Origin of the sequence: Streptomyces sp. NPDC057280, assembly GCF_042668605.1 — a bacterium.
Lineage (GTDB): Bacteria > Actinomycetota > Actinomycetes > Streptomycetales > Streptomycetaceae > Streptomyces.
The window spans coordinates 179,517-200,089 of the sequence record NZ_JBHUYR010000009.1 but is presented as its reverse complement, the minus strand read 5'-3'; the positions used below and the strand labels follow the sequence as shown (position 1 = coordinate 200,089).

Annotated in this window: 18 protein-coding genes and 1 pseudogene; 8 read left to right on the top strand and 11 right to left on the bottom strand. The window is 71.4% G+C overall.

All coding sequences use genetic code 11. The annotated features are described in order from the left end of the window. Positions 1-704 (top strand): annotated as a pseudogene (locus ACFUO4_RS37120) (L,D-transpeptidase). Here ACFUO4_RS37120 and ACFUO4_RS37115 read toward each other — a convergent pair. Continuing rightward, entirely contained in the window at positions 691-2,151 is a 1,461-nt protein-coding gene (locus tag ACFUO4_RS37115; RefSeq protein ID WP_383493221.1) for a sensor histidine kinase, read from the bottom strand. The pseudogene ACFUO4_RS37120 and the gene ACFUO4_RS37115 overlap by 14 nt on opposite strands. Next, a complete protein-coding gene (locus ACFUO4_RS37110) occupies positions 2,148-2,888 on the bottom strand; it encodes a response regulator transcription factor (RefSeq protein WP_383493218.1) in 741 nt (246 codons plus the stop codon). The genes ACFUO4_RS37115 and ACFUO4_RS37110 overlap by 4 nt, the downstream gene beginning before the upstream one ends. A gap of 174 nt (positions 2,889-3,062) precedes the next feature. On the opposite strand from ACFUO4_RS37110, the gene ACFUO4_RS37105 reads away from it, so the two are divergent. The 5 genes from ACFUO4_RS37105 to ACFUO4_RS37085 all read left to right on the top strand — a co-directional run bounded on the left by ACFUO4_RS37105 (position 3,063) and on the right by ACFUO4_RS37085 (position 7,984). Further along, on the top strand, positions 3,063-4,421 hold the full coding sequence (locus ACFUO4_RS37105) for a ferric reductase-like transmembrane domain-containing protein (RefSeq protein WP_383493215.1): 1,359 nt from the start codon (positions 3,063-3,065) through the stop codon (positions 4,419-4,421). A gap of 10 nt (positions 4,422-4,431) precedes the next feature. Then, the gene (locus ACFUO4_RS37100; RefSeq protein WP_079311808.1) at positions 4,432-4,875 is read left to right on the top strand and encodes an FMN-binding protein; all 444 of its coding nucleotides are present in this window, start codon (positions 4,432-4,434) and stop codon (positions 4,873-4,875) included. 75 nt (positions 4,876-4,950) lie between these two features. Next, entirely contained in the window at positions 4,951-6,333 is a 1,383-nt protein-coding gene (locus ACFUO4_RS37095; RefSeq protein WP_079311807.1) for a ferric reductase-like transmembrane domain-containing protein, read from the top strand. Positions 6,334-6,411: 78 nt separating this feature from the next. Beyond that, entirely contained in the window at positions 6,412-7,191 is a 780-nt protein-coding gene (locus ACFUO4_RS37090; RefSeq protein ID WP_383493211.1) for an FMN-binding protein, read from the top strand. Positions 7,192-7,246: 55 nt separating this feature from the next. After that, entirely contained in the window at positions 7,247-7,984 is a 738-nt protein-coding gene (locus ACFUO4_RS37085) for an FAD:protein FMN transferase (RefSeq protein ID WP_383493420.1), read from the top strand. A gap of 74 nt (positions 7,985-8,058) precedes the next feature. Here ACFUO4_RS37085 and ACFUO4_RS37080 read toward each other — a convergent pair whose 3' ends face one another. From ACFUO4_RS37080 to ACFUO4_RS37055, 6 genes are all read right to left on the bottom strand, one after another. Next, positions 8,059-8,604 (bottom strand): arginine repressor, encoded by a 546-nt coding sequence (locus tag ACFUO4_RS37080; protein ID WP_059196460.1) that lies wholly within the window; start codon positions 8,602-8,604, stop codon positions 8,059-8,061. A 20-nt stretch (positions 8,605-8,624) separates the two neighbouring features. After that, entirely contained in the window at positions 8,625-9,830 is a 1,206-nt protein-coding gene (locus tag ACFUO4_RS37075; RefSeq protein ID WP_079309933.1) for an acetylornithine transaminase, read from the bottom strand. Beyond that, positions 9,827-10,738, bottom strand: coding sequence for an acetylglutamate kinase (gene argB / locus ACFUO4_RS37070; RefSeq protein ID WP_079309932.1), 912 nt, complete (start codon positions 10,736-10,738; stop codon positions 9,827-9,829). The genes ACFUO4_RS37075 and argB overlap by 4 nt, the downstream gene beginning before the upstream one ends. Next, a complete protein-coding gene (gene argJ / locus ACFUO4_RS37065) occupies positions 10,735-11,886 on the bottom strand; it encodes a bifunctional glutamate N-acetyltransferase/amino-acid acetyltransferase ArgJ (protein ID WP_383493206.1) in 1,152 nt (383 codons plus the stop codon). The genes argB and argJ overlap by 4 nt, the downstream gene beginning before the upstream one ends. An 88-nt stretch (positions 11,887-11,974) precedes the next feature. Further along, on the bottom strand, positions 11,975-13,003 hold the full coding sequence (gene argC / locus ACFUO4_RS37060; RefSeq protein ID WP_383493202.1) for an N-acetyl-gamma-glutamyl-phosphate reductase: 1,029 nt from the start codon (positions 13,001-13,003) through the stop codon (positions 11,975-11,977). A 45-nt stretch (positions 13,004-13,048) separates the two neighbouring features. After that, the gene (locus ACFUO4_RS37055; protein ID WP_383493198.1) at positions 13,049-15,607 is read right to left on the bottom strand and encodes a YfhO family protein; all 2,559 of its coding nucleotides are present in this window, start codon (positions 15,605-15,607) and stop codon (positions 13,049-13,051) included. Between the two features lie 200 nt (positions 15,608-15,807). Here ACFUO4_RS37055 and ACFUO4_RS37050 point away from each other — a divergent pair, with 200 nt between their 5' ends. Then, positions 15,808-16,254, top strand: a complete 447-nt coding sequence (locus tag ACFUO4_RS37050) for a carboxymuconolactone decarboxylase family protein (RefSeq protein WP_383493417.1) — start codon at positions 15,808-15,810, stop codon at positions 16,252-16,254. Here the strand turns inward: ACFUO4_RS37050 and ACFUO4_RS37045 are convergent. After that, the gene (locus ACFUO4_RS37045; RefSeq protein ID WP_383493195.1) at positions 16,241-18,718 is read right to left on the bottom strand and encodes an alpha-L-arabinofuranosidase C-terminal domain-containing protein; all 2,478 of its coding nucleotides are present in this window, start codon (positions 18,716-18,718) and stop codon (positions 16,241-16,243) included. The two genes, ACFUO4_RS37050 and ACFUO4_RS37045, sit on opposite strands and share 14 nt — an antisense overlap. A gap of 158 nt (positions 18,719-18,876) precedes the next feature. Here ACFUO4_RS37045 and ACFUO4_RS37040 point away from each other — a divergent pair, with 158 nt between their 5' ends. After that, positions 18,877-19,320: a DUF6314 family protein gene (locus ACFUO4_RS37040; protein ID WP_079309927.1), complete on the top strand. Its 444-nt coding sequence runs from the start codon at positions 18,877-18,879 to the stop codon at positions 19,318-19,320. Positions 19,321-19,346: 26 nt separating this feature from the next. Here ACFUO4_RS37040 and ACFUO4_RS37035 read toward each other — a convergent pair whose 3' ends face one another. After that, positions 19,347-19,940, bottom strand: a complete 594-nt coding sequence (locus ACFUO4_RS37035) for a histidine phosphatase family protein (protein WP_383493192.1) — start codon at positions 19,938-19,940, stop codon at positions 19,347-19,349. Positions 19,941-20,062: 122 nt separating this feature from the next. Then, positions 20,063-20,488: a GNAT family N-acetyltransferase gene (locus tag ACFUO4_RS37030; protein WP_383493189.1), complete on the bottom strand. Its 426-nt coding sequence runs from the start codon at positions 20,486-20,488 to the stop codon at positions 20,063-20,065. Between the last annotated feature and the right edge of the window lie 85 nt (positions 20,489-20,573).

The following is a 20,573-nucleotide window of genomic DNA, read 5'->3' as shown; positions in this document are numbered from 1 at the left end:
ATGGGCTCCCCCGCCGTCGCCACGGCTCTCGTGTCCGCGTCCCTCCTCGTGCTCGGCGCCGCGCCCGGCGGCGGGCAGCCGCCGCTTCCCGCCCGGATGGCCGACACCGGCGGCGGGACCCAGCTGATCACCGCGGTGGCCGCGAAGGCCTCCGCCACCTCCGGCACGGTCACCTGGTGGGAGCTCGCCGACGGGCGGTGGGTAAGGCCGGTTCGGCGGCGGCGCGGTTCGGGGCGAAGGGGCTCGTGGAGGGTTCCTCGCGCAAGCAGGGCACGAACACGACGCCGGCGGGGTTGTACGACCTGCCGTACGCCTTCGGCATCAAGGCCGCGCCGAGCGGGACGTCGTACAAGTACCGTCCCGTGCGGGAGAGTTCCTGGTGGTGTCAGGACAACGACTCCCGCGTCTACAACCGTTGGAGCGAGCCCCGCGCCAAGGACTGCCGGGCCGCCGAGTCCGAGCATCTGATCGCGTACGAGAAGCAGTACGCGTACGCCATGGTGATCGGGTTCAACTACGCGAAGCCGGTGCGGGGGCGGGGCGCCGGGATCTTCCTCCACGTCAACGGGCGTGGGGCGACGGCCGGTTGTGTGTCCGTATCGGCGGACGCGATGCGACGGATCCTGAAGTGGGCCGATCCCGGGCAGGCGCCGCACATCGCGATCGGTACGACGGGCGGGCGGACGGCGATCACCCGGTACTGAGCCGGACGGTGAAGGTGGTCGAGCCCGGTGCGCTGCGCAGGCTCACCTCTCCGCCGTGCGCCTCGGCCACCGCGGCCACGATCGACAGGCCCAGGCCCGCGCCGCCGCCCGGGGCGTCGGTGCGGCGGCGGTCGGCGCGGGTGAAGCGTTCGAAGACGCCGGGCTGGATGTCCTCGGGGACGCCGGGGCCGTCGTCGTGGACCGTGAGGACGGCCCACCTGTTCTCGGTCTCCAGGGAGACCGTCACCTTGGTGCCCACAGGTGTGTGCCCACGCGCGTTGGCCAACAGGTTGGCCAACAGCTGTTGCAGTCGGTGGGCGTCACCCGTGACCGTGACCGGCTCCTCGGGGAGCTCCAGCGTCCAGCGGTGATCGGGGCCCGCGGCCCGGGCGTCCGTCACCGCGTCCAGGACCAGCATGGTGAGGTCGACCGGATGGCGCTCCAAGGGGCGGCCCGCGTCCAGCCGGGCCAGCAGCAGCATCTCGTCGACCATCTCGCCCATCCGGGCCGACTCGGCGGCGATGCGCTCCAGCGCCCGGGTGATCTCCGGCGGGACCGGGCCGGGGTGCAGCAGTGCCAGTTCCGCGTGGCCGCGCACCGACGCCACCGGGGTGCGCAGCTCATGGCTGGCGTCGGCGGCGAAGCTGCGCAGCCGCTCCTCGCTCGCGTGCCGCTTGGTGAGCGCGTCCTCGACATGGCCCAGCATGCGGTTGAAGGCGCCGGCGACCTGGCCGACCTCGCTGCGGGGATCGGACTCCGGGGCCCGCGGCGGCAACGCCACCTCGCCGCTGGCCAGCGGGAGTTCGCTGACCCGGGTGGCGGTCGCCGCGACCCGGCTCAGCGGGCGCAGCGACCAGCGCACCCAGAGCGCCCCGGCCACGCCGGTGACGGTGAGAGCGAGACCGAAGACGATCCCGGCGAGCAGTTCGAGCCGGTGGACCGTGGCCTCGACGGGCTCCAGGGGAAGGCCGGTGATCAGGACGTCGCCATCGATGCCGTGCGTCACCAGCACGCGGTAGTCGTCGAGCGCGGAGAGGTCGACGGTGTGGGCCTTGCCGTCGGCCGGGACCCCGGCGAGGCGCCGCTCGTCGCCGCCCGTCAGCGCGACGTTCTCGGTGCCGCTCGGGCGGACGACCGCCGCGTGGGTGGCCGTGCCGTCGACCAGGCGGGCGCCGAAGGTTCCGGTGGCCTGGCGGCGGGTGTCACCGTGCTCGTCACCGTCGTGATCGTCGGGAAGGGGACCGTTGTGCTCCAGGCTCACCGCGAAACGGTTGCCGGCCTCGGTCAGCTGCTCGTCGAGACGGCCGACGAGAAAGCCCTGGAGCCCGACGACGGCCGCCAGGCCGACCGCGGCACAGCTCACCGCCAGCAGCACCACCAGGCCGCAGGTGAGCCGGGCGCGCAGGGTGTGCGGGCGGGGCAGGCGGCGTGGAAGAGCGGGGGTCACGGGGTCACCGGCTTGAGGACGTACCCGGCGCCGCGCACGGTGTGGATCATCGGTTCCCGGCCCGCGTCCACCTTCTTGCGCAGGTAGGAGATGTACAGCTCGACGACATGGGCGCGGCCGCCGAAGTCGTAGGACCACACCCGGTCGAGGATCTGGGCCTTGCTGAGCACCCGGCGCGGGTTGCGCATGAGGAAGCGGAGCAGTTCGAACTCGGTCGGGGAGAGTTCGATCAGCTCGCCCGCGCGGGTCACCTCACGGGCGTCCTCGTCCATGACCAGGTCGCCGATGGTCAGCCGCGGCCCCTCCTCCAGCTGCCGGGCCATGCCGGCGCGGCGCAGCAGTCCGCGCAGCCGGGCGACGACCTCCTCCAGGCTGAACGGCTTGGTGACGTAGTCGTCGCCGCCCGCCGTGATCCCGGCGATCCGGTCCTCGACGGCGTCCCGGGCGGTGAGGAAGAGCACGCAGACTTCGGGCTTCACGGCGTGCAGGCCGCGCAGCACGGCGAAGCCGTCGGTGTCGGGCAGCATCACGTCGAGGACCACGGCGTCGGGCAGCAGCTCGCGGGCCGCGGCGACCGCCGAGGCCCCGTCGCCGGCGGTGCGCACCTGCCAGCCCTCGTAGCGCAGGGCGCCGGACAGGACCTCGGCGAGGTCCTCGTCGTCGTCCACGACGAGGACGCGCAGCGGGGTGCCGTCGGGGCGGGCGAGGGCGGGGCGGCCGGAGCGGGTGGTGTTCATGGCCCTTCACAGGGGTGGTGTGCGTGGCTCTTCCAGGATCACCCCTCGCGCGTCGGAGTCGCGCCCCCGGTTGCTCTGAGTTTCCTCTGAGTCCGCTCTGAGACGGCCGTTTCAGAGGGTTCTGAGAGGTTCGGCCCGCACAGTGGCGTCCTGGCAGGACGAAAGGACGTACAAATGACCACCCTGTACGAGCGGTCGGCGCCGCCCGTGCCGCCCGTGCCGCTCGCCGCCCGGCGCTCCCCCGCTGCCCCGCTGCTCGCCCTGTTGTGGGCCGGGGCGGCGGGTGCGGTGGCGCTGTGGTGGGCGAACACCGGTTCCGTGGTCGGCGCCGCCGGCTGGCTGACGCACGCCGGGCGGATCGCCGGGCTGCTGTGCGGGTACGCCTGTGCCGTGCTGGTGGGGCTGATGGCGCGGGTCCCGCCGCTGGAGCGGCGGATCGGCTCCGACCGGGTGGCGCGCTGGCACGCGATGGCCGGCCGCTACACGATCTGCCTGCTGGTGGCACACATGGTGCTGATCCTGGCCGGGTACGCCGCGCAGGACGGTCAGTCGCTCTGGCACGAGACGGTGACGGTGGTCGTGGACTACCCGGAGATGCTGAAGGCGACCGCCGGCACGCTGATCCTCGTGGCGGTCGGCGTCACCTCCATGCGGGCCGTGCGGCGCCGCGTCGGACACGAGTTCTGGTACTACGTCCATCTGCTGACGTACGGCGCCGTGTTCCTGACCTTCTTCCACCAGGTCCAGCTGGGCTCCGACCTCACGGCCGGTCCCGCACAGGCCGCCTGGTACGGGCTGTACCTGGGCGTGGCGGCGCTGGTGCTGTGGTTCCGGGTGCTTGTGCCGGTGCGGCTGAACCTGCGGCACCGGCTGCGCGTGGAGTCCGTGTACCAGGAGGCGCCGGGCGTGTGGTCCGTCGTCGTGCGCGGGGACGGCCTGGGCGAACTGGGCGCGCAGGCGGGGCAGTTCTTCCGCTGGCGGTTCCTCGTCCGGGGCATGTGGGGGACATCGACGCCGTACTCGCTGTCGGCGCCGCCCCGCGGGGACCGGATGCGGATCACGGTGAAGGCGCTCGGCGACCACAGCACGGCCGTGGCGCTGCTGCGGCCCGGCACCCGGGTGTGGGCGGAGGGGCCCTACGGTGCCCTGACCGCCGAACGGCGCACCGCGCACCGGGCGTTGCTCATCGCGGGCGGTGTCGGCGTGACTCCGCTGCGGGCGCTGTTCGAGACGCTGCCGGGCGAGGTGACCCTGCTGTACCGGGCGCGGACGGTCGAAGACCTCGCGCTGGGCGGGGAGTTGGAGGCCCTGGCGCGGTGGCGCGGGGCGCGGGTGCACTACCTGCTCAACGGTCCGGACGGCGAACGCCCCCGCCTGACGCCGGAGTTGCTGCGAGCGGCCGTACCCGACGGGCTGGCCCGGCACGACGTCTACCTCTGCGGTCCGGACGGCTTCGCCCGCGAGGTGTACGGGGCACTGCGTGCCGCCGGGGTGCCCGACCGCCGTATCCACCACGAGTCGTTCGAGTTGTGAGGCCACGCACGTGCACGCACTGAGGAAGAACCATCCGTTGCGCCGGATCGTGCTGGCGAGCGCCGCCACCGTCTCCGGCATGGTCCTGCTGCTGTCGCTCAAACCGCACGACACCCCGGCCGCCATAGCCGTCACGTCCCCCTCCGCGGCCCCCTCCGCGACCGGGTCGACGACCGGGGCGGGCACGTTCACCGGCGACTCGGTGCAGACCCGCTGGGGGCCCGTCCAGGTCCGGATCACGGTCAAGGGCGGCAAGCTCACCGACGTCACGGCGGTCGCCTATCCGTCGGAGAATCCGCGGGACCAGGAGATCAACAGCTACGCCCTCCCCCGGCTGCGGACCGAGGCCCTCCAGGCGCAGAGCGCGGACATCGACACGGTCTCGGGGGCCACGTACACGAGTGACGGTTACCGCCAGTCGCTCCAGTCCGCCCTCGACTCGGCGACCGGCTGAACACCCAGGCGTCACGGCACGTATCTCAGGGCCAAGGGACCACGCCACCCCCCTTGCCCCGCTCCCGGAGGAATCGTGACCACCACGCTCGCAGGCGGCCGCGCCGCCCGCCGCCAGACGATGCGCCGCATCCGCCCGCGCCGCTCCCCGGCCGTCCCGCTGGTGATCGCCCTATGGGCGGGCGCGGCGGCGGTGCTGTGGCTGTGGTGGGACAACACCCCCTCCCTCGCGGACACCACCGCGAAGATCCTCGCCGCGGGCCGGATCACCGGTCTCCTCGCGGGCTATCTGATGGCGCTGGTCGTGCTCCAGATGGCCCGGGTGCCGGCGCTGGAGCGGCGGGTGGGCTCGGACCGGGTGGCCCGCTGGCACGCGATGAGCGGCCGCTACACGGTGAGCCTGGTCATCGCGCACGTCTTCCTGATCACCTGGGCGTACGCCCGCCAGGCCGGCAAGTCGCTCGGCGACATCGTGCAGCAGTTCACGGACATGGTCACGACCCTGCCGGACATGGGCAAGGCGGCGATCGGCACCGGCCTGCTGGTGGTCATCGCGCTGCTGTCGGTCGGCGGGGTCCGGCGCAGGCTGCCGTACGACACCTGGTACCACGTCCACCTGCTCACCTACGCCGTGGTGTTCCTGACGTTCTGGCACCAGATCACCACCGGCAACGAGTTCGCCGTCCAGCCCACCGCGAAGACCTTCTGGTACGGGCTCTACGGCGCCGTCACCGCGCTGGTGGTCTGGTACCGGATCCTCACCCCGCTCCGCCTCAACCTCAAGCACCGGATGTACGTCGAGGCGGTCATCGAGGAGACGCCGGGCATCGTGTCGGTGCTGATCGGCGGGAAGAAGCTGCACCGGATGGGCGCGGAGGCCGGGCAGTTCTTCCGCTGGCGGTTCATGGCGCCGGGCATGCGGTTCAGCTCCCACCCGTACTCGCTGTCGGCGGCGCCCCGCCCGGACATGCTGCGGATCACGGTCAAGGCGATCGGCGACCACACCGCCCGGCTGCGCGAACTGCGGCCCGGCACCCGCGTGTGGGCCGAGGGCCCCTACGGCGCCCTGACCGCCCAGCGCCGCAGCCGCGGCAAGGTGCTGCTGGTCGCGGGCGGCGTCGGCATCACGCCGATGCGGGCGCTGTTCGAGACGCTGCCCGGGGCGTCCGGTGACATCACCCTGCTCTACCGGGCCAACAGCACCCAGGACCTGGCGCTGTGGGACGAGCTGGCCACCATCGCCGACGAGCGGGGCGCCCGGCTGATGTACGCGGTCAACAGTCCGGACGGCGAGCGGCCCGACATCTCGGCGGAGCGGCTGCGGCAGAAGCTGCCGGACATCGACGACCACGACGTGTTCCTGTGCGGGCCGCCCGGCTTCGCGCAGTCCGTGTACGACTCCCTGCGCGACGCGGGCGTCCCGGCCCGCCGTATCCACCACGAGTCGTTCGAGATGTGAGCCACGCTCCCGTCCGCGCGTCACATCACGGCCCCCCAACTCTGCCGGCAGCCCCAGACTTCAGGAGTTCATTCAGCCATGAGGAAGAGTCATCCGATCCGGCGTGTCGTCCTGGCCGGCGCCGCCACCGTCTCCGGGATCGTGCTGCTGCTGTCGCTGAAGCCGGCGTCCGACCCGGCCTCCGCGTCCGCGGCGGGCGGCGCGGTCCCGCCGGCCGCCGCGCAGGAGTCGGCGCAGGGCGGGGCGCAGGCGGCGGGGACGAGCACGTCCACCGGGGACGCCGTGCAGACCCAGTACGGTGCCGTCCAGGTACGGATCACCGTCGCCGGCAACAAGATCACCAAGTCGGAGGCGGTGCAGGCGCCGCAGGGCGGGACCAGCACCCAGAAGACCGAGCTGGCCGTGCCCAAGCTCAACGCGGCGGTGGTCGCCAAGCAGAGTCCCGACATCGACACCGTGTCGGGGGCGACGTACACGAGTGAGGGCTACAAGAAGTCCCTCCAGTCGGCGATCGACAAGGCGAACGCCGCCGCCTCGGCCGCCCAGCCCTCGCAGGGCGCGTCGGCCCCCGCCCAGGGCGCCGCCTCCAAGACCCTGACGGGCACGGTCGCGCAGACCCAGTACGGTCCGGTCCAGGTCCGGATCACGGTCAGCAACGGCAAGATCACCAAGGCCGAGGCGGTCCAGGCGCCGCAGGGCGGGACCAGCACCCAGAAGACCGAGCTGGCCGTACCGAAGCTCAACGCGGCGGCGGTGGCGGCCGGCAGCGCGGACATCGACTCGGTCTCCGGGGCCACCTACACCAGCGCGGGCTACAAGAAGTCCCTCCAGTCGGCGCTGGACCAGGCCGGTGGCTGACACCGTGGCCGAGTCGGCAGATGCTCCCGCCGCGGTACGTCATGCGGAGGAGGTCATGGGGACCGTCTTCTCCTTTGACATCCGCGGCGGGAACCCCGATGCCGTCCAGGCGGCACTGGCGGAGGCGGTGGCCGGGCTGCACCGGGCCGACGCCGTCTTCAGCACGTACCGCGAGGACAGCCAGATCTCGCGCCTCGCACAGGGTGAGCTGACCGTCGAGGAGTGCGATCCGGAAGTCGGCGAGGTCCTCGAACTGGGCGCGGAGGCCGAGCGGTTGAGCGACGGCTGGTTCAGCCTGCGCTACCAGGGCCGGCTGGACCCGACGGGCATCGTCAAGGGGTGGGCGGTGGAGCGTGCGGCCAGATCCCTGCTGGCCGCGGGCGCGACCGGCGTCAGCCTGAACGGCGGCGGGGACGTACAGCTGCTCGGCACGCCGGGGCCGCAGCGCCCGTGGCGGGTGGGCGTGGCGGATCCCCTGCGGCCGGGGGGACTGGCAGCGGTCGTATCAGCTGCCGGGGCTCCCGAACTGGCGGTGGCCACCTCAGGCACGGCAGAACGAGGCGCCCACATCGTCGACCCCCGCACGGGCCGCTCCGCGGTGACGGATCTGGTAGCCGTCACGGTGGTGGCCCCGAGCGTCACCTGGGCGGACTGCTGGGCGACCGCAGCCTTCGCGATGGGTTCCCGGGAAGGCTTGCGCTGGCTGGAGTCGCTACCCGACGTGGAGGCACTGCTGATCACAGCGGGCGACGAGGTGAGGTGTACGGGCGGCTTGGCAGCAAGGCTGGGGTGAAAGGCTTTCAGGGGCGCGGGGAACTGCGCGACCAGCCCCCACGCACCCGCACCCGCACCCGCACCCGACAACAATCAATGCCCGTTCTGAGCCAACCGCAGCAAATGCTCAGCCAGCGCCTGCCCACCCACCGGATCCCGGCTGATCAGCAACAACGTGTCGTCACCGGCAATGGTCCCCAAGATGTCATGCAGCTCGGCCTGATCAATGGCCGACGCCAAGAACTGCGCGGCACCCGGCGGCGTCCGCAGCACCACCAGATTCGCCGAAGCCTCCGCCGAGATCAGCAGCTCCTGCGACAACCGCCGCATCCGCTCTTCCTTGGCCGACTCCCCGAGCGGTGCCCGAGGCGTACGGAACCCGCCCTCGCTCGGCACCGCGTAGATCAGGTCCCCGTCGGTGTTACGGATCTTCACCGCGTTCAGCTCGTCGAGGTCCCGGGAGAGCGTCGCCTGCGTGACGCTCAGCCCGTCGTCGGACAAGAGCTTGGCCAACTGGCTCTGCGACCGCACCGGTTGCCGGTTGAGGATGTCCACGATCCGGCGGTGCCGCGCCGTGCGCGTCTGCGGCACCGCAGGCCCGCCGGCCCCGTTCTGCTCGTGCTCCTGCGCCTGGCTCATCGACGTCTCATTTCTCCGGATCATCCGTCCCCGTCGGCCGCTTCCGCCGCCTTCGCCGCGTCAAGAACGCCGGGCAGCGCCTGGAGCAGCGCAGCCACCTCGTCGTCGCCGAGGTTCAGCGGCGGCATGAGCCGTACGACATCGGGGGCGGGCGCGTTCACCAGGAAACCGGCGTCCTGAGCCGCCTGCTGCGCCTGGGGCGCGAGCGGCTCGGTGAGCACGATACCCAGGAGGAGCCCGGAGCCCCGGACGTGGTCGATCAGCGGGTGTCCCAGGGACTCGATTCCCTCGTGCAGCGCGGCGCTCTGCCGCTTGACGTTGTCGAGCAGCCCATCACCGGCGATGGTGTCGAGGACGGCGAGTCCGGCGGCGCAGGCGACCGGGTTGCCGCCGAAGGTCGTGCCGTGGTGGCCGGGCTGGAGCAGCTCGGCGGCCCGGCCGAAGGCGACGGTGGCGCCGAGCGGCAGTCCGCCGCCGAGCTGCTTGGCGAGGGTGACGACGTCGGGCAGGACGCCCTCGTGGGCCTGGTACGCGAACCAGTGCCCGGTCCGGCCGATGCCGGTCTGCACCTCGTCGAGGACCAGCAGCGCGCCCTTGGCCGCGGTGATCGCCCGGGCCGCCTTGAGGTAGCCGGCGGGCGGGACGACGACGCCGTTCTCGCCCTGGATGGGCTCGATGACGACGAGCGCGGTGTCCTCGGTGACCGCGGCGGCCAGCGCCTGCGCGTCGCCGTACGGAACGTGCGTGACGTCACCCGGCAGCGGGAGGAACGGGGTCTGCTTGGCGGGCTGGCCGGTGAGGGCCAGGGCGCCCATGGTGCGGCCGTGGAAGCCGCCCTGCGTGGCCACCATGTGGCTGCGCCCGGTCAGCCGGCCGATCTTGAAGGCGGCCTCGTTGGCCTCGGCGCCGGAGTTGCAGAAGAAGACCCTGCCGTCGCGGCCGAAGTGCTGGAGGAGCCGTTCGGCGAGGGCGATCGTCGGCTCGGCCATGAAGAAGTTGGAGATGTGGCCGAGGGACGCGATCTGCTTGCTCACGGCGTCGATGACGGCCGGGTGGGCGTGGCCGAGCGCGTTGGTGGCGATGCCGCCGACCCAGTCGTAGTACTGCTTGCCCTCGGAGTCCCAGACCTTGAGGCCTTCGCCGCGGACGAGGGGGAGGCGCGGGGTGCCGTAGTTGTTCATGAGCGAGCCCTGCCACCGCTGGGTGAGCTCCTGATTGTCGGTCATTCCCCATCCCCCTCTTGCGCGTCCGGCACGACCATGGTGCCGATGCCTTCGTCGGTGAAGATCTCCAGCAGGATCGAGTGCTGGACCCGTCCGTCGATGACGCGGGCGGTGGTGACGCCGTTGCGCACGGCGTGCAGACAGCCCTCCATCTTCGGGACCATGCCGGAACTCAACTCCGGCAGCAGCTTCTCCAGTTGGGAAGCGGTGAGGCGGCTGATCACCTCGTCGCTGTGCGGCCAGTCCTCATAGAGACCCTCGACGTCCGTGAGGACCATGAGAGTTTCCGCTCCAAGAGCAGCAGCGAGTGCCGCAGCCGCCGTGTCAGCATTGACGTTGTAGACATGTCCGTCGTCCTGGCTACGGGCGATCGACGAGACGACCGGGATCCGGCCGTCGGCGAGCAGGGCCTCGATCGCGCCCGTGTCGATCGCGGTGATCTCGCCCACCCGCCCGATGTCGATCAACTCGCCGTCGATCTCGGGCTGGTGCTTGGTGGCGGTGATGGTGTGCGCGTCCTCGCCGGTCAGTCCGACGGCCAGCGGCCCGTGCTGGTTGAGGAGCCCGACCAGCTCGCGCTGCACCTGACCGGCCAGCACCATCCGTACGACGTCCATGGCGTCCTCGGTGGTGACGCGGAGGCCGGCCTTGAACTCGCTGACGATGCCCGCCTGGTCGAGGGCGGCACTGATCTGCGGGCCGCCGCCGTGCACGACGACCGGCTTGAGGCCGGCGTGGTGCAGGAAGACGACGTCCTGGGCGAACGCGGCCTTCAGGTCCTCGTCGATCATGGCGTTGCCGCCGAACTTGATGACGACCGTCTTGCCGTTGTGCCGGACCAGCCAGGGCAGTGCCTCGATGAGGATCTGGGCCTTGGGCAGCGCGGTGTGTTTGCGGGTCACATTGCTCATGAGGAGTAGGCGCTGTTCTCGTGGACGTAGTCCGCGGTGAGGTCGTTGGTCCAGATCGTGGCGGTCTCGGCGCCCGCGGCGAGGTCGGCGACGATGTGGACCTCGCGGTAGCGCATGTCGACCTTGTCGCGGTCCTCGCCGACGCCGCCGTTCTTGCACACCCACACGCCGTTGATGGCGACGTTCAGCCGGTCCGGCTCGAAGGCGGCCTTCGTGGTGCCGATCGCGGAGAGCACACGGCCCCAGTTGGGGTCCTCGCCGTGGATGGCGCACTTGAGGAGGTTGTTGCGGGCGATGGAGCGGCCCACCTCGACGGCGTCCTCCTCGGTCGCGGCGCCCACCACCTCGACCTTGATGTCCTTGCTGGCGCCCTCGGCGTCCCGGATGAGCTGCTGCCCGAGGTCGTCGCAGACCTGCCGTACGGCCTCGGCGAACTCCTCGTGGGCCGGGGCGACTTCGGCGGCGCCCGAGGCGAGCAGCAGCACCGTGTCGTTGGTGGACATGCAGCCGTCGGAGTCGACGCGGTCGAAGGTGGTGCGGGTCGCGGCCCGCAGCGCCTTGTCCAGGACGTCGCTCGGGAGGTCGGCATCCGTGGTGAGGACGACGAGCATGGTGGCGAGGCCGGGGGCGAGCATGCCCGCGCCCTTGGCCATGCCGCCGACCGTCCAGCCGTCCTTGGTGACGACGGACGTCTTGTGGACGGTGTCGGTGGTCTTGATGGCGATGGCCGCCTTCTCGCCGCCGTGCTCGGAGAGCTGGGCCGCGGCCGCCTCGACTCCCGGGAGCAGCTTGTCCATCGGGAGCAGCACGCCGATGAGACCGGTGGACGCTACCGCCACCTCGCCGGCGCCGATGCCCAGCACGTCGGCGGCCTTCTCGGCGGTCGCGTGCGTGTCCTGGAAGCCCTTCGGTCCCGTACAGGCGTTGGCGCCGCCGGAGTTGAGGACGACGGCGGTCAGCTCACCGCTCTTGAGCACCTGCTCGGACCACAGGACCGGGGCGGCCTTCACACGGTTGGAGGTGAAGACGCCCGCGGCGGCACGGCGGGGCCCGGTGTTGACCACGAGGGCCAGGTCCGGGTTGCCGTTCTCCTTGATCCCGGCGGCGATGCCCGCCGCCGTGAATCCCTTGGCTGCCGTGACGCTCACTGTGTCTCCTTGTTCGCTTCTCCGCCCGTGCAGCGCAGCGGTGCGGCCATCGTCGTCGTCTGCGGCCCGGCGGCTGCACGTGCGTCGCTCACGGTGCGACTCCGATCGTGGAAAGCCCGGTGGTCTCGTCGAGACCGAGGGCGATGTTCATGCTCTGTACGGCACCGCCCGCGGTGCCCTTGGTGAGGTTGTCGATGGCGCTGATCGCGATGATGCGGCCCGCGGTCTCGTCGTACGCGACCTGCACCTGAACGGCGTTGGAACCGTAGACGGACGCCGTCGCGGGCCACTGACCCTCGGGGAGGAGGTGGACGAAGGGCTCGTCGGCGTAGGCCTTCTCGTAGGCGGCGCGGACGGCGTCGGCGGTGACGCCCGCGCGGGCCTTGGCGCTGCACGTGGCGAGGATGCCGCGGGGCATCGGCGCGAGGGTCGGGGTGAAGGAGACGGTGATCCGCTCGCCCGCGACCGCGCTGAAGTTCTGGATCATCTCGGGGGTGTGCCGGTGGCCGCCGCCGACGCCGTACGGCGTCATGGACCCCATGACCTCGCTGCCCAGCAGATGCGCCTTGGGCGCCTTGCCTGCGCCGGAGGTGCCGGAGGCGGCGACGATCACGGCCTCGGTCTCGGCGATGCCGGCGGCGTAGGCCGGGAAGAGGGCGAGGGTGGCGGCGGTCGGGTAGCAACCGGGTACCGCGATGCGCTTGGCCCCCTCCAGCGCGGCGCGGGCACCCGGAAGTTCGGGGAGGCCGTACGGCCAGGTCCCGGCGTGGGCGGAGCCGTAGAACTTCTCCCAGTCGGCGGCGTCCTTGAGCCGGAAGTCGGCGCCCATGTCGACGACGAGGACGTCCGGGCCGAGCTGCTCGGCGACCGCGGCGGACTGACCGTGGGGCAGCGCGAGGAACACGACGTCATGACCGGCGAGCACCTCGGGGGTGGTCTCCTGGAGCACTCGGCCGACCAGCGGCAGCAGGTGCGGCTGCAGGGCGCCCAGCTGCTGGCCGGCATTGGAGTTGCCGGTCAGGGCACCGATCTCGACCTCGGGGTGGGCCAGGAGCAGCCGCAGGACCTCGCCGCCCGCATAACCGCTCGCCCCGGCCACTGCCGCACGTACCGCCATGTCACCCTCCTCTTGGGTGGCATGACTATACGCAGTGATGCACGTTTATGCAATCTTGGCTAGGTCCCCCCGGGAGGCGGGGCGCACCGAGGGCCGGCGGGGACGCCGTCGTCGCACCACGCCCACGACCCCGAGCAGCAGGATGCTCGCGAACGCCACTCCCCCGACCGTCATCCCCAGCCTCAAGCCAGGCGGCCGGAAAGTACAGGTGAAGGCGTTCGAGGTGCCGTCGAGAGGCACGGAGATCAACCCGTGGTAATTCCCCGCCGGTACGGCGGCGGAATGGCCGGTGGCGCAGCGCCAGCCTGCGATTCGAGGGGCCGCGACCAGTGCGATTCCCTTGCTGCCGGCCGGAAGCTCCGCCCTGATCGTGCCGTCCGAGACCGTCACCTTCGTGGCACCGGTGGTCTTGAGCCGCTGGACGACGGTGCCCAGCCTGCCGGTGTCCAGGCAGCCGACCGCGCCGACCGGGATCCTGCCCGGGCGGTGGGCGGACAGCGCGATGGTCAGCCGCCCGGACGGCGGGACCGTGCCGAGCGGCTGCATGGCGGCGCGCTTGCTCGCATCGGACCGGAAGCGGGCGGCGGGTCCCGGAGCGCCGGTGAGCTGGGCCGTGCCCGAGAAGTGCGGGGCCCAGAGGTACGCCTCGCTGCCCGCCGGGCACCGGGCGGTGACGGTCTGGGCGCCCACGACGAGCCGAGGCACGGTGTAGACACGGGCGCCGAGCAGCAGTTCCTGGTTGCGGTACGGCGACGGCCCGAAGGCAGGCGAGGGGGCGGCCGTGGGGCGCACGGTCACCAGGGGCGGCACGTCCTGACGGGAGACGGTCACCCGGCCTGCGGGCTCGGGATACCGGCTCTGGTGCGGGTCCGGCGGGGAGTGCACCCGGGCGCCCACGGAGAAGATCGCGTCCGTGACGGCGTTGTCCAGGCTCTGCGGGCTGCGACCGCCCGAGGTCCAGCCGGCGCCGAGGGCGGTGAGCGTCCGGAAGAGCACGTCGGAGGTGTGGCTGCTGTAGTACTGGGCGCCCTGGCCGCCGACGAGCATCGGGTCGTTGGCCACGGTCTGCTCGCGGCCCGGGTCGGTGCGGTAGCCGGGCCAGCCGTCGGCCTGCGCGATCGCCTCCGCCTGTCGCCGCTGCCGGTCACCCCAGGGCGCGTAGTCGTCCAGGTGCGCGAGCCGCAGCCGGGAGGCCACGGCGGAGGTGGCGACGGTCTCGCCGAACTGGGCGCCGAGAAGCAGGACCGCGGCGAGCGCGACCGGCACGGTACGGCGCGGACCGCCGAGGAGACGCCGGCTTCGGTCCCCGAGCGGACGCCACCCGCCCCGCCCGCTCACCCGGCCCAGCAGGACCAGCCCGCTCAGCGCGCCCGCCGTGGCCAGGAGCAGCACCGGCCAGGCGACCTGCCGCACCAGATCGCTCCGCGCGGCGACGGCCACGATCAGGGCGAGGAGACCCGTCGCCGCACCCAGCGCCCGCGGTGCCGGCACACCGTACGAGAGTGTGTGCCAGGCCGCCGTCACCAGCAGCGCGCACACCACGAAGGCCTGCCGGTACGGGCTGCCCTGCGGGGCGGCGAAGGCGTGCCAGAGCAGATGGGTCGGGTCCCACTGCATCGACAGCGTCACCCCGGCCACCAGCAGCGTCCATCCGGCGCGCACCCGCCGGGGAGCCGCCCGGTGGAAGGGCAGGGCGAGGGCGAGCAGCAGGGCCGTGGTGCCGACGAAGAGGGCCGGGGAGCCGAAGCTGTATGTCGTCGGCAGCAGCCGGGCCGGCAGGTCCTCGGCGCCCACCGGCTTGAACTCCGTGAACCTGCCGGGCGAGGCGTGCTGGGTGCCGAAGTAGATCACCGTCACGAGGGGTGCGGCCAGGCCGGTCCCGAGTGCCGCGGTCAGTCCGGCGCGGCCCGCCACCGCCGCCTTCCGGCGCGACGGGAGACCGGACAGGGCCAGCCTGAGGAGAAGGACGAGACCGGCCGCCAGGGTGGCCATGTACGCCGTGTAGAAGTTCGCGATCCAGGCCCCCGCCACGACCAGTACGCCGAGGAGCGGTCGCCGCTGGTGCAGAATCCATTCTCCGGCCAGGCACAGCAGCGGCAGCGCGATGAGGCCGTCGAGCCACATGAGGTTGTAGACCGCCGCCGCCACGGTCCACCCGCACAGGGCGTACGAGGCTCCCAGCAGCCCCGCCGCCCACCAGCGGCCGGGGCGCAGCGTGAGCAGCAGCCAGGCCATGGCGGCGGCTGCGCACGCGACCTTCAGGACGGTGATCACGTACACCGCGAGGTCGATCTCGTCCCGTGGGAACACCGCCACGAGCAGGGCGAAGGGGCTGGTGAGGTAGGTGCCGAGGTCGGGCAGGAAGCTGCTGCCGTACCCGGACTGCCAGTTGACGAGGAGACCGCCGTCGGCGCGGCCGTGCAGCAGGTCCCACAGGTGGGCGTGGAAGGGCACGTACTGGTTGCCGAGGTCGTTGACCGTGCGGGTGCGGGGACCGAAGGGGTAGCTGCGGGCGACGGCGTCGGCGGCGCAGAACATGACGGCGGTGACCAGCGCCGCGAGTCCGGCCGCGGCTCGCCGGGGCCGCGAAATACCGCTGTGCAATTCGGTCCCCCCGTCCGGGGGTTCGTCCCCCGCCTTTAATTCCGTGCGCCCTTTTAGACAGAGGGGGAATCCAGCGGGTTGTGCGTCCGCCGAAAGTGGCGGAATGAATTCCAGCTTATTCGGAGGTTAATGGCGGGTGCGCGCGACTGGAGTCCACTCCAGGCTCTACGGTCTTGTGCATGACTGACGGACGATCCGACATGAGCGGCAGCACCACCCGTGAGGAGCGATTCGCGCAGGGCCTGGAGGTGCTGCGGAGCGTCGACGGCGAGATCGGGCAGCAGGTCATCGACTCGCTCGCCGACATCAGCCCCGAGATGGGCCACCAGATCGTCGCCTGGGGCTTCGGCGAGATCTACTCCCGGCCCGAACTCCAGCCCAGGGACCGCCAGTTGGTGACACTGGGCATGCTCACCGCGCTCGGTGGCTGCGAGCCGCAGCTGGAGGTGCACATCAACGCGGCGCTGAACGTGGGTCTGACGCCCCAGCAGATCGTCGAGGCGCTGCTGCACTCCGCCGGTTACTGCGGTTTCCCGCGCGCCCTGAACGCCACGTTCGTCGCGAAGAAGGTCTTCGACGAGCGTGGGCTGCTGCCGGTCGACCGGCAGCAGCCCACGTCCCGGGAGAATCCGCCTACTTCTGCCTGATCCGCAAGAACGTGACGGAGTTCGCCGGGAAGGTGTACGTGAACGTGTCGGCGACTCCGTCGAACGTGGACCGTACCGGTGCGACCGGCGTCTCGGTCTCGGTGTTCACCGCGTTCGCGTCGGCCGTCAGCGTGGTGACCCGCGCCTTGGAGGCGACCTTCGCGCCACCGAGGTCGATCGCCGTACGGGCCGCGGCGGCCTGGGCGTTGACGACCTTGACGATCAGGTCACCGGTCTTCTCGTCCCGGGTGACGACCTGGCGGAACGGCTCGGCCGGCTTGTCGTCGGTGAAGCTGCCCCACTCCTGGCCGTCGAGGTACAGGGTGACCTGGCGGCCGCGCACCTTGACGTCGATGTCGTAGGCGCGGCCCGTCTCGATGGCCCCGGGCTGGGAGATGAGCGTCGACTTGCCGCCGTCCACGGCCTGTTCGACGGCGGACTGGGTGTTGCCCCAGCCGCCCAGGTTCCACCAGTAGTAGTTGCCGGTGTCCTTGACGCCGAAGGCGACGAGGAAGCCCTCCTTGCCGGACTTCTTGGTGGCCTTCACCTTCAGGTCGTAGTCGTGCCAGTTCGGGTCACCGGCCGACACCATGGTGTTCTCGGCGGCGACGTCAGTCTGCACGTACTGACCGTCCTGGATGCTCCAGCTGCCGCCACCGGTGTGTGTCCACTGGGAGGCGTCACCGGAGAAGTCGTCGCTCAGCAGGGAGTTGCCGTCGGCGTCCGTGACCCGGACGTCGTCGTAGGCGGCGGTGGTCGCCCAGGTGGACAGGCCGACGGCGCCGGTGAGGGGGCCGGTGAGCGCGGGGGTGCCGGTGGCGGCCGACGGGACCACGCGGTCGCCGACGTTGTTCATGAACAGCTTCTGGACCTCGTAGTTGGCGGAGTTCCAGGCCGCGTGGTTGTTGAGCCAGATGAGGTCCGGCTGCCACTGGACGTAGTCCTCGTTGGCGAACAGCGGGGCGTACGAGGCGAGTTTGACGACGTCCGCGTTGCGCTCCAGACCGGTCATGTACGCCGCCTCGGCGAGACCGTTCTTGAAGGCGTTGCCCCAGGAGGCGTATTCGCCGAGGAAGACCTTCGGGCCGTTCCGGTCGTAGGAGTCGTAGCGGTCGTTGTTCTGCAGGAACCACTGGGTGCTGTTGTAGTAGTGCTCGTCGACCATGTCGACCCTGGCGTCCTTGTTGAGCTGCCACGCCGTGTCGAAGGTCGAACCGGAGTCGTCCGGACCGGAGTTGGAGATGACGGTGATGCCGGGATACTTGGCCTGGACGGCGGCGCGGAATTCCTTGAACCGGGCGAAGAACGCCTCAGGCAGGTTCTCCTCGTTGCCGACCTCGATGTGGGTGAGGTGGAAGGGCTTCGGGTGGCCCATCCGGGCGCGCTTTCCGCCCCATTCGCTGGTCACCGGGCCGTTGGCGAACTCGATGAGGTCCAGGGTGTCCTGGATGTGCCGCTTGAGCAGCGCCTCGTCGTCGACGGCCCTGTTCTGGCCGCAGCCCGTCACCAGGGCGGGGACGACGGGCAGCGGCATGGCGCCGATGTCCTCGGAGAGGCGGAAGTATTCGTAGTAGCCGAGGCCGTAACTCTGGTTGTAGCCCCAGAAGTTGGCGTTGGTGGCGCGCTCCTCGACCGGGCCGACGGTGTCCTTCCACTGGTAGGACCGCTTGCGCTGGTAGCCGGAGGCCTCGCTGTAGTCCTCCATGGAGCCGGTGTTGACCAGGCAGCCGCCGGGGAAGCGCACGAAGCCGGGGTGCAGGGCCTCGATCTTCTCGGCGAGGTCCTTGCGCAGGCCGTTGGGCTCGTTGCGGTAGGTGTCGCGCGGGAAGAGGGACACCATGTCGAGCGCGGCCGCGGCGGCGGAGCCGACGGTGAGACGCCCTGCGCTGCTGGTGCGGGTCGCCGTGAACGTCGCCGTGTACTTGGCCCAGCCGCGTTTCGTCACGGCCACCCGGCGGGCGGTCGCGAGGCTGCCGTCGGCATCCTGGAGGGTGACCGTGAGGGTGGTGCCGGAGGCGGCGCGGGCCCACACCGAGAGGTCGTACCGCTTGCCCTTCTCGACGTGGATGCCGGTGTTGTAGCCCGCGTTCGTCACCGATGAACCGGCGCCCAGGGAGAGGTAGTTGCGGTTGCGGGCGTTGAGGCGTCCGGCGTCGTTCACGACCTGGCCGGCGCCGTCGACCGTCCACGCGGTGAGGGGCGTGTACGACGTGTTGTCGGCGGTGGAGTACTCGAAGGACCTGTTCTGCACGAGCTCGGCGTACAGGCCGCCGTCGGCGGCCCGGTTGATGTCCTCGAAGAAGACGCCGTACATGGTGTCGTCGATCTTCGCGCCCTTGGCGGTGGGGTCGACGGTGATGGCGTAGTCGGTGGTGTCCTCGGCGTGGGCGGGGGCGGGGACGAGGCCGGCCGCCGCCAGGAGGGCGGTGGCGGCGATGCCGTATCTCCAGCGGGTGCGTGACATGAATACTCCGCGGCTCGACAGGGGGGAGTCGGTCAAGGCAGGTTCGAGGCGTTCGGGATATCAGACACTGATCAGTACTTCGAACGGCAAGATAGGGAGGGAGATCGAAGAGCGTCAACGGGTCGCGCGGTACCGAAAGTGTCGAAAGGGAGGGGCCGATGGGCGAGTTCTGGCCGGTACCGGACGTGCTGACCTTTCTGGCCGGGAGCTGGCGGGCGGAGCGGACCGTGCGGGACCTGGCGAGCGGGGAGGCGGGCGCGTTCACGGGTACGACGGTTTTCGGCCCGTGGGAGGAGGACGGGCTCCTGCACCACGAGTCGGGCACCTTCACCTGGCTCGGCGTCCCGCGCCCCGCCGAGCGGACGCTGCGGTTCCTGCCGGGTGGGCGGCCGGGCACGGCGGACGTCCGCTTCGCCGACGGCCGGCCCTTCCACGACCTGGACCTGACGACCGGCCGCCATGTCACCGACCATCCGTGCTCGGCGGACCTCTACCGCGGCGAGTTCAGTGTCCTGGACGCGGACCACTGGCGGACGGTGTGGCGGGTGGGCGGCCCGGCGAAGGACCTGGTTCTGACGACCGACTACGCCCGCGAGGGCTGAATCGACTGCGTACGCGGGAGCTGAACCTACGTCCGCGAGGGCTGGGCCGACGCCGCGTCGAAGCGCAGGTTCCAGCGGCCGGCGTGGCCGGTGAGGGTGGTGGTCGACAGGGGGCGGACGTCGATGTTCCAGTACGTCGACGGGGGCGCCTTCAGGGCGTACACCAACGCCGCCCGGACCACCGAGGGTTCGGCGACGGCGACGATCCGGCCGCCGTCCTCGACGGGCCGGGTGTCGAGCCAGCCGCCGACACGCGTGATGAACGACAGCAGCGACTCGCCGCCGTGCGGGACGCCGCTCGGGTCGGCGAGCCAGGCGTCCACCGCTTCCGGCTCCCGCGCCATCGCCTCGCCCAGCGTCAGTCCGCGCCAGCGGCCCATGTCGCAGTCCCGCAGGGCCAGTTGAACGAGCGGGGCGTAGCCGAGGGCGTCGCCGGTGGCGCGGCTGCGCGGGGTCGGCGAGCAGTAGCGCAACTCGGCCGCCGACAGTGGCAGCAGCTCCTGTGCGGAGCGCTGCACCTCGTCCCAGCCGGCCTGATCGAGGGGCCGGTCGTCCTCGAACCGCTCCGCGAGCAGCGGGGAGCTGCGGGCGGCGGCGACGAATGTGACCCGGAGTGCCATGCGGTGATGGTGAGTGGAGAAAGTGCGCAGGTCAAGGGGCGTTACCCGGGAGTTACGCAGGGTCGGTAAACCCTCACAACGAGGTCGGGACGGGTCGGACAAGTCACCTGAAACGATGGGCCCTAGTACAGATACGCCATCCACTGGTCCGGCTGGGCGAGCGGCGCGAACCCGGCCTTCTCGTAGACGCCGTGCGCGTCGTGGGTGGCGAGCAGGATGCGCCGCAGCCCGTACTCCCGCAGGTGCTCGCGCACCGCCTCGACCAGCGAGGTCCCGATGCCCTTCCCGCGCACGGACGGATCGACGTACACATCGCACAGCCACGCGAAGGTGGCCTGATCCGTGATCACCCGGGCGTACGCCACCTGCTCCCCCGAAGCGGAGTCGTACACCCCGAAGTTCAGCGACCCGGCGATGGCCCGGTCCTGCTTCTCCCGGGACCGGCCGAGTGCCCAGTAGGCGTCCTCGGACAGCCAGCGATGCACCCGTTGGGCGTCGATGCGGTCGGGGTCGGTGGAGATCTCGTAGCCGGTGGCGAGGTCGGTCATGGCGGGATCCTCGCAGGGGCGGCGGTCGGGGTCGAACGGTTTCCCGCGCTCCCCCGGAGCACCCCGCCCCGGGCCGACCGTCGTC